The organism is Pseudomonas sp. RGB (genome assembly GCF_007713445.1).
Classification (GTDB): Bacteria; Pseudomonadota; Gammaproteobacteria; order Pseudomonadales; family Pseudomonadaceae; genus Aquipseudomonas.
Map to the genome: position 1 here is coordinate 1 of NZ_VMSH01000024.1, position 9,051 is coordinate 9,051.

General features: G+C 61.0%; 6 protein-coding genes and 1 tRNA gene. 3 read left to right on the forward strand and 4 right to left on the reverse strand.

Annotated features, from left to right (window positions below; translation table 11 throughout):
• Window positions 1-132: 132 nt before the first annotated feature.
• From FPT15_RS27865 to uvrB, 3 genes are all read right to left on the reverse strand, one after another.
• Window positions 133-208, reverse strand: a tRNA-Ala gene (locus tag FPT15_RS27865).
• 147 nt (window positions 209-355) lie between these two features.
• Window positions 356-1,837 (reverse strand): glutamate--tRNA ligase, encoded by a 1,482-nt coding sequence (gltX, locus tag FPT15_RS27870; RefSeq protein ID WP_053128828.1) that lies wholly within the window; start codon window positions 1,835-1,837, stop codon window positions 356-358.
• Window positions 1,838-2,023: 186 nt separating this feature from the next.
• Window positions 2,024-4,039, reverse strand: a complete 2,016-nt coding sequence (gene uvrB, locus FPT15_RS27875; RefSeq protein ID WP_124418047.1) for an excinuclease ABC subunit UvrB — start codon at window positions 4,037-4,039, stop codon at window positions 2,024-2,026.
• Window positions 4,040-4,381: 342 nt separating this feature from the next.
• Between uvrB and FPT15_RS27880 the strand changes: the two genes are divergently transcribed.
• Together FPT15_RS27880 and FPT15_RS27885 are read left to right on the forward strand one after the other, a co-directional pair.
• Window positions 4,382-5,578 (forward strand): amino acid aminotransferase, encoded by a 1,197-nt coding sequence (locus FPT15_RS27880; RefSeq protein WP_145165990.1) that lies wholly within the window; start codon window positions 4,382-4,384, stop codon window positions 5,576-5,578.
• A 295-nt stretch (window positions 5,579-5,873) separates the two neighbouring features.
• Window positions 5,874-6,083, forward strand: coding sequence for a hypothetical protein (locus FPT15_RS27885; protein ID WP_078738148.1), 210 nt, complete (start codon window positions 5,874-5,876; stop codon window positions 6,081-6,083).
• Window positions 6,084-6,192: 109 nt separating this feature from the next.
• Here the strand turns inward: FPT15_RS27885 and FPT15_RS27890 are convergent, their stop codons facing one another.
• Window positions 6,193-7,065 (reverse strand): LysR family transcriptional regulator, encoded by an 873-nt coding sequence (locus tag FPT15_RS27890; protein WP_145165991.1) that lies wholly within the window; start codon window positions 7,063-7,065, stop codon window positions 6,193-6,195.
• Window positions 7,066-7,167: 102 nt separating this feature from the next.
• On the opposite strand from FPT15_RS27890, the gene FPT15_RS27895 reads away from it, so the two are divergent.
• Entirely contained in the window at window positions 7,168-8,559 is a 1,392-nt protein-coding gene (locus FPT15_RS27895) for an aldehyde dehydrogenase family protein (protein ID WP_145165992.1), read from the forward strand.
• Window positions 8,560-9,051 lie beyond the last annotated feature (492 nt).

Below are 9,051 nucleotides of genomic sequence, written 5' to 3' on the forward strand. Positions count from 1 at the left end.
ACCCCTGTTACCGCCGTGAAAGGGCGGTGTCCTAGGCCACTAGACGAAGGGGACAAAACCTTCTGTACATCTGATCAGCGCTGAGAACTGATCAATTCAAGGACGGTGTGGCCAGACCTTGAATCTGTAAATTGGTGGAGCTAAACGGGATCGAACCGTTGACCTCTTGCATGCCATGCAAGCGCTCTCCCAGCTGAGCTATAGCCCCTCATCGGTGAGGACGGGGCGAATCTTAATGGCGGTTTGGAAACGTGTCAAATTTATTTTCAACTATTTCCAAAATTTTTTGCCGGGATAACAATCACTTACCGACGAAACCCCGGAAAACCGGGGTTTCGTCGTTACAACGGCCGACTTAAGCGATAGCGCCCAGTAGCTTTTCCCACTCTTTGTTTTCTTTCTTCGACACACCACCAAGCAAATCAAGGGCTTGGCGCAGACGGAAACGCGTCAGGTCCGGGCCGAGAATTTCCATCGCATCCAGTACCGACACCGAACTGGCCTGCCCGGTAATCGCGGCAAACATCAGTGGCATGGCATCGCGCAGTTTCAGCTCAAGGGACTCGACCACCGCCTGAATCGTCGCAGTGATTGCATCCTTCTCCCACTGACGCAGGCTTTCGAGCTTCCACAGGATCAACTGCATCAGTTGGCGAACCTGATCACCCGAGAGCTTCTTGGACTCAAACAGCTTGGCATCCGGGTTCACGCCACCGGCAAAGAAGAAGCTGGCCAACGGAGCCACCTGGCTGAACGTCTCCACCCTGCCCTGCACCAAAGGCGCGATCTTCATCATGTACTCGGGGTTCAGCGCCCATTGCTGCACACGGCTGGCGAATTCTTCCACCGGCAGGTCGCGCAGCCACTGGCCGTTGAGCCACGACAGCTTCTCGATATCGAAAATCGGCCCGCCCAGGGATACGCGCGACAGGTCGAAGTTATCGACCATTTCCTGCAGCGAGAACTTCTCACGCTCGTCCGGCATCGACCAGCCCATGCGGCCCAGGTAGTTGAGCATCGCTTCGGGCATGAAGCCCATGCGCTCGTAGAACGTTACCGAGGTCGGGTTCTTGCGCTTGGACAGTTTGCTCTTGTCCGGGTTACGCAGCAGCGGCATGTAGCACAACTGCGGCTGTTCCCAGCCGAAGTATTCGTAGAGCAGGATCAGTTTGGGCGCCGACGGCAGCCATTCTTCGCCGCGCAGCACGTGGGTGATGCCCATCAGGTGGTCGTCGACCACGTTGGCCAGGAAGTACGTCGGCAGGCCGTCGGTCTTCATCAGCACCTGCATGTCCATGCGGTCCCACGGAATCTCGACGTCACCGCGCAGCATGTCCGGCACCACGCACACGCCTTCGCTCGGCACTTTCATGCGAATCACGTGAGGTTCACCGGCAGCCAGGCGCTGGGCCACTTCTTCTTTGGATAGCAGCAGCGCACGGCCGTCGTAACGCGGGGTTTCGCCACGGGCCTGTTGCTCGGCACGCATCTGGTCCAGCTCTTCGGCCGTGCAGAAGCACGGGAATGCGTGGCCCATGTCGACCAATTGCTGGGTGTACTGCTTGTAGATGTCGCTGCGCTCGCTCTGGCGATACGGGCCGTGCGGGCCACCGACGTCCGGGCCTTCGGCCCAGGTGATGCCCAGCCAGCGCAAGGCATCGAAGATCTGCTGTTCCGACTCACGGGTCGAACGCAGTTGATCGGTGTCTTCGATCCGCAGGATGAATTCACCGCCGTGCTGCTTGGCAAAGCAGTAGTTGAACAGGGCGATGTAAGCAGTGCCGACGTGGGGATCCCCAGTAGGCGATGGCGCAATGCGCGTGCGGACGGTGGTCATGGCAGGTCTCGAATGGGCGATATAACTGAAAATTGAAACAAGGGGCGAATGGTAACAGCCTGGGGGATTTCTGGAAAACCGAGGCGCGGCCATCGGGGGCAAGCCCCCTCCCACATTTGACGGCGTTCACACGCCAACGTGTGGGAGGGGGCTTGCCCCCGATGAGGCCCGCTCATTCACCGCAAATCAAACAGCCAACAACCGCTCGCGCAACTTGCCGATCTCATCGCGCATCTGCGCCGCCGCTTCAAACTCAAGATCGCGCGCCAGCTGGTACATCTTCTCTTCCAACTGCCGGATACGCTTGGTGATCTCACTCGGCGAGCGCAATTCATTCTCGTACTTGGCGCTTTCTTCGGCGGCCTTGGCCATGCCTTTGCGCTTCTTGCTGCGCGAGCCCGGCACGGTGGCGCCTTCCATGATGTCGGCGACGTCCTTGAACACGCCTTTGGGGATAATGCCATTCTCCAGGTTGAAGGCGATCTGCTTGTCACGGCGGCGTTCGGTCTCGCCAATCGCGCGCTCCATGGAGCCGGTGATACGGTCCGCGTACAGAATCGCCCGGCCATTGAGGTTACGCGCCGCCCGGCCGATGGTCTGGATCAGCGAGCGCTCGGAGCGCAGGAAGCCTTCCTTGTCGGCGTCCAGAATCGCCACCAGCGACACCTCCGGCATGTCCAACCCTTCACGCAACAGGTTGATGCCCACCAGCACATCAAAGGTGCCCAGACGCAGGTCGCGGATAATCTCGACGCGCTCCACGGTGTCGATGTCCGAGTGCAAATAGCGCACGCGCACGCCGTGGTCGGCCAGGTAATCGGTCAAGTCTTCGGACATGCGCTTGGTCAGCGTGGTGACCAGCACCCGCTCTTCCAGGGCCACACGTTTGGTAATTTCCGACAGCAAGTCATCAACCTGGGTCAGCGCCGGGCGGATTTCGATTTGCGGGTCGACAAGACCGGTCGGGCGCACCAGTTGCTCAATCACGCGGCCCGCATGTTCGGCTTCGTAGTTACCCGGTGTGGCCGAGACGAAAATCGTCTGCGGGCTGATGCTTTCAAACTCGTCGAAACGCATCGGCCGGTTGTCCAGTGCCGACGGCAGGCGAAAACCGTATTCCACCAGGGTTTCCTTACGCGAGCGGTCACCTTTGTACATCGCGCCCACTTGCGGCACGCTGACGTGGGATTCGTCGATCACCAGCAAGGCGTCGTCCGGCAAGTAATCGAACAAGGTGGGCGGCGCCTGCCCGGATTCGCGACCCGAGAGGTAGCGCGAGTAGTTTTCGATGCCGTTGCAGTAACCCAGCTCCAGGATCATTTCCAGGTCGAACCGCGTGCGCTGCTCCAGGCGCTGGGCTTCCACCAGCTTGTTGTTGGCGCGCAGGTAGTCCAGGCGCTCGACCAGCTCGGCCTTAATGCCCTCGATCGCGCCCATCAGCGTTTCGCGCGGCGTTACGTAGTGGCTTTTCGGGTAGAAGGTGAAGCGCGGCAGCTTGCGTATCACCTCGCCGGTCAACGGGTCGAAGGCCGACAGGCTTTCGACTTCGTCGTCGAACAGCTCGATGCGGATGGCTTCGAGGTCGGATTCGGCCGGGTAGATGTCGATCACATCGCCGCGCACACGGAAGGTGGCGCGGGCGAAATCCATGTCATTGCGGGTGTACTGCAAGCTCGTCAGGCGGCGCAGCAGCTCGCGCTGGTCGAGTTTGTCGCCGCGATCGACGTGCAGCACCATCTTCAAATAGGTTTCCGGGCTGCCCAGGCCGTAGATGCACGACACCGTGGTGACGATGATCGCGTCCTTGCGTTCCAGCAGCGCCTTGGTCGCCGACAACCGCATCTGCTCGATATGGTCGTTGATCGACGCGTCCTTCTCGATGAAGGTATCAGAGGATGGCACGTAGGCTTCGGGCTGGTAGTAGTCGTAATAGGAAACGAAGTACTCCACCGCGTTGTTCGGGAAAAACGCCTTGAACTCGCCATACAGCTGGGCGGCCAGGGTTTTGTTCGGCGCCAGCACCAGGGTCGGGCGATTGGTCTGCGCAATCACATTGGCAATGCTGAAGGTCTTGCCTGAACCGGTCACCCCAAGCAGCGTCTGGTGCGCCAGGCCGGCTTCAATGCCTTCAACCATCAGGCGAATGGCTTCGGGTTGATCGCCGGCGGGTTCAAAGCGGGTGACGAGCTGGAAATCCGACATAACGTACCTCGTGAAGTCACCCCAGACTCGAAACCGCCAGGGACGAAAAAGCTCAGCAACCCGCGAATAGTCAACGCAGGTTGCAGGAAAAAACCATGATAGCTGTAGAAGTGGAGGCGAATGTGACGGGTTTCAAGGCAATCGTCCTACCTGCTGTCGCCGCCCCATGTTGCAATAAGACTAACGGTCGGCAAATAAACCGAAAAACTTGGCCGAAAAGCCGTTTCGGTTGTCGCCCTGAGCCTGGATGGCCTCTATACTAGCTCCCCGTTTGTGCACCGCTCTAGTGCATTCGGCTGGAGCGCGACACGTCCCTCCATTCCCCCATAGAGCTGCCGCAAAATGAGCCTGTTCTCCGCTGTCGAAATGGCACCACGCGATCCAATCCTGGGCCTCAACGAAGCATTCAACGCCGACACACGAACCACCAAGGTCAACCTTGGCGTGGGCGTTTACTGCAACGAGGAGGGGAAGATTCCACTCTTGCGTGCCGTTGCCGAAGCGGAAGCCATTCGCGTGGCGCAACACGCCGCCCGTGGCTACTTGCCGATCGACGGTATCGTTGCCTACGACCAGGCCGTGCAAAAGCTGTTGTTCGGCGCCGACTCGCCCCTGCTGAGCGCTGGCCGTGTGATCACCGCGCAAGCCGTCGGCGGCACCGGCGCGCTGAAAATCGGCGCAGACTTCCTCAAGCAACTGCTGCCCAACGCCGTGGTTGCCATCAGCGACCCTAGCTGGGAAAACCACCAGGCGCTGTTCGAAAAAGCCGGCTTCCCGGTGCAAACCTACCGCTACTACGACGCCGCCACCCACGACGTCAACCGCGCCGGCCTGCTCGAAGACCTCAACGCCCTGCCGCCACAGTCCATCGTGGTGCTGCACGCCTGCTGCCACAACCCGACCGGCGTCGACCTGAGCCCGGCCGACTGGCAAAACGTGCTGGACGTCGTCAAGGCGAAAAACCTCGTGCCGTTCCTCGACATGGCCTACCAGGGCTTTGGCGACGGCATTCACGAAGATGCCGCCGCCGTGCGCCTGTTCGCTGAGTCGGGCCTGACCTTCTTTGTGTCCAGTTCGTTCTCCAAATCGTTCTCGCTGTACGGCGAACGCGTGGGTGCGCTATCGATCGTCAGCGAATCCAAGGAAGAAAGCGCGCGCATCCTGTCCCAGGTCAAACGCGTGATCCGCACCAACTACTCCAACCCGCCGACCCACGGCGCGGCGATTGTGGCGGCGGTGCTGAACAACCCTGAGCTGCGTGCCCAGTGGGAAGCAGAACTGGCCGAAATGCGCCTGCGCATCCGCGGCATGCGTGAGCAGATGGTGGCTGAACTGGCCAAGGCCGCCCCGGGTCACGACTTCAGCTTCGTCGGCCGCCAGCGTGGGATGTTCTCCTACTCCGGCCTGACCGTGGAGCAAGTCACCCGCCTGCGTACCGAGTTTGGCATCTACGCGCTCGACACTGGCCGCATCTGCGTAGCGGCGCTGAACCAGTCGAACATTGGCGCAGTGACCCAGGCGATTGTTCAGGTGCTGTAAACCTGCAACGGTTGCGACAAAGGGGAAGCCATTCAATGGCTTCCCCTTTTTTGTAGCCAACGCGCCTCCTGTGGCCCGCAGGCCTCCCGTGGCGAGCGGGCTTGCCCCGCGTTGGGCTGCGAAGCAGCCCCATAAAGCCCCCCGTGAACTTACTGAAAGAACCCGATGCCTGAACAAGGGGCCGCGACGCCCCCCCAACGCGGGGCAAGCCCGCTCGCCACAGGAAGAAAACCTCGCTGCCTGCCGCGACCAGCCCTAGACTGAACCCCAACTGCCCCTTTGCTGTGAGAGCCCTATGAGAAACGACGACCTGGACCTGCGCGCCGACCGCGACGAACTGCATGATTTCACCCCGCGCGCGCCGCAAGCCAAGCGCCAGAAAAGCCTGGTGCTGCAAGTGGCACTGGGTGTGTTCCTCGGTGGCCTGGCCCTTTGGCTGGTACAACTGGGCGCCACGGCCATCATGGCAAAACTCGCCATGGGCACCCTGCAATTTGGCGGCTGAAAACACGATCAATAGGTGGGAGCCGGCTGGCCTGCGATGGCGTCAGTCCAGCCCGCACGGCCTTAGCCGATACACCGCTATCGCAGGCAAGCCAGCTCCCACATTTGATCTAAGTGGCTACCAGACCACGTTCCTCCAGCAGCCTCACAAAACTGTTCAAACTCTGCGACACCGTGCCCCGGCGCCAGATCAGCCAGGTATTGAGGAGGCGGAACGCGTCGCTCAGCGGCCACACACTCACCGCCGTAAACCCCGGCATGCTCTCCAGCATGCTGCGCGGCATCAGTGCCAGGCCGGCCCCGGCACTGATGCAGGCGAGCATGCCGTGATAAGACTCCATTTCAAAGATCTTGCCCGGCACCGCGCCATCCTGTGAGAACCAGCGCTCGAAGTGATGGCGATACGAGCAGTTCGAGCGAAACGTGTAGATGCTCTCCCCCGCCACATCCTGCCCGCGCGTGATCGGCGCATGGTGCAGCGGCGCAATGACCACCATCTCCTCCTCAAACACCGCCACGCCTTCCAGCGTGGCATGCAGCACCGGCCCATCGACAAACGCGGCCGCCAGGCGTCCCGACAACACCCCCTCGATCATCGTGCCGGACGGCCCGGTGCTCAGGTCCAGCTCGACCTTGGCGTGTTTCTGGTTATACGCCGCAAGCAACGCCGGAATGCGCACCGCCGCCGTGCTCTCCAGCGAACCCAGCGCAAACGCGCCCTGGGGTTCCTCCCCCGCCACCGTGGCGCGGGCTTCTTGCACCAGATCAAGAATGCGCCGCGTGTAGCCGAGGAAATTCCACCCGGCCGGCGACAGGCGCAGGCGGCTCTTCTCACGGATAAACAACTCCACGCCCAGGTCCTGCTCCAGTTGCTTGATGCGCGTGGTCAGGTTCGACGGCACGCGATGAATCAACTGCGCGGCGGCGCTGATGCTGCCTTGCTCGGCAACGGCCTTGAAGATTTCCAGCTGCACCAGGTCCAAATCATTCTCCAATCGTGAATGTATTGCTTAATATTATTCAGTTTCCAGAAAACATGCAGCCCCGTAGGCTGAACCCATCCACTCATTCAGCCGGACGGTGCCATGAACGCTATCTATCACCAGACTCACGCCTTGTCGATCAACCCCGCCACTGGCGAAACAGTCGGCAGCTACCCTTACGAAACCGAGGCGCAGTTGGACGCGGCGCTTAACCGCGCCACGGATGCCTTCCGCAGCTGGCGCCGCCAACCAGTAAGCCAGCGCGCCGAATTGCTGCTGGCCCTGGCCGGTGCCTTGCGGGATCAGGCCGAAGATATGGCGCAGATGATCACCCTGGAAATGGGTAAACCCATCGCCCAGGCCCGTGCCGAAATCGAAAAATGCGCGCAACTCAGCCAATGGTATGCCGCCCACGGCCCGGCCATGCTCGCCCCGGAACCCACGCTGGTGGACAACGGCAGCGCCCAGATCGAATACCGCCCTCTGGGCCCGATCCTCGCCGTCATGCCGTGGAACTTCCCGGTCTGGCAAGTGCTGCGCGGCGCCGTGCCGACCCTGCTCGCCGGCAACACCTACGTACTCAAACATGCACCCAACGTGATGGGCAGCGCCTACCTGATGAAGGCGGCGTTTCAAAAAGCCGGTTTCGCCGATGGCCTGTTTGAAGTGGTCAACGTGACCAACGACGGCGTGTCCAGGGCCATCGCCGACCCACGCATCGCCGCGGTCACCCTCACCGGCAGCGTCCGCGCCGGCGCCGCCATCGGCTCCCAGGCCGGCGCCGCGCTGAAGAAATGCGTGCTGGAACTGGGCGGCTCCGACCCGTTCATCGTGCTCAACGACGCCGACCTCGACGCCGCCGTCCAGGCAGCCGTGATCGGGCGTTTCCAGAACAGCGGCCAAGTCTGCGCTGCCGCCAAGCGCCTGATCATCGAAGAAGGCGTGGTGCAAGCCTTTACCGCCAAATTCCTCGCCGCCAGCCGCGCCTTGGTGATGGGCGACCCGACCGAAACCAGCACTTACGTCGGCCCAATGGCCCGCTTCGACCTGCGCGACGAGCTGCACGGCCAGGTGCAGGCCACGCTGGAAGAAGGCGCAACCCTGCTGCTGGGCGGCAACAAAGTGGCCGGTGTCGGCAACTACTACGAACCGACCGTGCTGGCCGACGTCACCGACCAGATGACCTCGTTCAAACAGGAACTGTTCGGCCCCGTGGCCTCGATCATCACCGCTCGGGATGCCGACCATGCCGTGGCCCTGGCCAACGACAGCGAGTTCGGCCTGACGGCGAGCGTCTTCACCACCGACGCGGTGAAGGCACGGGATATCACCAACCAGCTGGAAACTGGCGCAGTATTCGTCAACTCGTTCAGCGTGTCCGACCCGCGCGTAGCGTTTGGTGGAGTGAAAAAGAGTGGGTTCGGGCGCGAACTGTCGCACTTTGGCGTGCGTGAATTCTGCAATGCACAGACCGTGTGGCTGGATCGCAAATAAAACGGACAACCCCCTTCAACTGTGGGAGCGGGCTTGCCTGCGATAGCGGTGGATCAGTGACAATTCCTTGGCTGACACACTGCAATCGCAGGCAAGCCAGCTCCCACCTTTGATCTGCGGTGTTCGTGGCCGTGCGTGAATTCTGCAATGCGCAAACCCTGTGGTTGGATCGCAAATAAAACAGGCAACACCCTTCAACTGTGGGAGCGGGCTTGCTCGCGAAGGCGGTGTATCAGTTGGCAAATTTGTCGACTGACAGACTGCATTCGCGAGCAAGCCCGCTCCCACTCAAGCCAGCTCCCACCTTTGATCTGCGGCGTTTGTGGCCGTGCGTGATTTCTGCAACGCGCAGACCGTGTGGCTGGATCGCAAATAAAACAGGCAACACCTTTCAACTGTGGGAGCTGGCTTGCCTGCGATAGCGGTGGGTCAGTGACAACTGCTTGGCTGACACACTGCAATCGCAGGCAAGCCAGCTCCCACCTTTGATTT